At 55.4% G+C, this 1097-nt stretch carries 1 protein-coding gene; it reads right to left on the bottom strand.

The features are described 5' to 3' along the window. Positions 1–1097, bottom strand: a 1097-nt coding sequence (gene ltrA / locus ABLU50_RS16195) for a group II intron reverse transcriptase/maturase (protein WP_097404639.1), incomplete at both ends; no start/stop codon positions are given.

Raw genomic sequence — 1097 nt, 5'->3', positions numbered from 1 at the left:
CTGAACCACTCTCCTGAGCCATTTTCCCTGTTCGGGGATTGAGTAATGCCAGCGCTTTCGTAGTCCGTCCTTGATCGCTTTCAGTGTCGCCGTCATCCTGTCCCGGCGTGTCTTTCGTATCAGCATGAACCTGCCACTACGATCTTTCCCACTGATATGCGTGAACCCGAGGAAGTTGAACGTTTCTGGTTTACCTTTTCCCCTGCTGGCGCGGTTTTCGGCTGCGAAGCGGCCGAACTCCATCAGTCGGGTTTTCTTCGGATGTACCGTGAGTCCGAACTCCTTCAGTCTGCGCTGCATGGCTATACGAAAGCATTGAGCGTCGATTCGCTTGTCGAACCCGATGACTATGTCATCTGCGTATCTGACCATGACCACATTGCCTGTGGCATGGCGGCGTCGCCACTGATGCGCCCACAGATCGAAGACATAGTGGAGGTAGATGTTTGCCAGCAGCGGCGAGATAACCGCACCCTGTGGGGTGCCTTCCTCCGATGCCCGCCATTCTCCTTCCTCTGAGGTCCCGGCTGTGAGCCACTTTCGTATGAGCCTGATTACCCTCTGGTCGCCGATTCTGTGTTCTATGAACCTGATTAGCCATTCATGGCTTACCTTGTCGAAGAACTGACTGATATCGGCATCCAGTACCCAGTTTACATTGGTCCGAACCAGCCCTGTGGCCAGTGCGTCCAGCGCATTGTGCTGGCTTCGCCCGGGTCTGAACCCGTATGAAAACCCCATAAAGTCATTTTCGTAGACTGCATTCAGGATCTTAACCAGCGCATACTGGACGATTTTGTCCTCCAGTGAGGCGATGCCGAGCGGGCGCTGTTTTCCATCCGCTTTCGGGATGTAGTGCCGCCTGCCGGGCTGAGCCCTGTAACTGCCCTGATGAAGCCTCCGGTGCAGATCTGCTATGTTGACCTTCAGGTTTTCGGCGTAGTCCTTCCACCTGACACCATCAACTCCGGCAGCCGCTTTCCTGCTCAGGGAGAGGAATGCGTTCTCCAGTGCCTCTGCTGTCAGGAGGTGGAACAATGCGGTAAACCGTTCTTTCTTCCGCTGCTTCGCAGCTTCCCGCACGCGTGACAGCCTCT

Source organism: Klebsiella sp. GG_Kp173 (genome assembly GCF_040062415.1).
Taxonomy (GTDB): domain Bacteria; phylum Pseudomonadota; class Gammaproteobacteria; order Enterobacterales; family Enterobacteriaceae; genus Klebsiella; species Klebsiella quasipneumoniae.
This window is presented reverse-complemented; position numbering and strand designations above follow the sequence as displayed.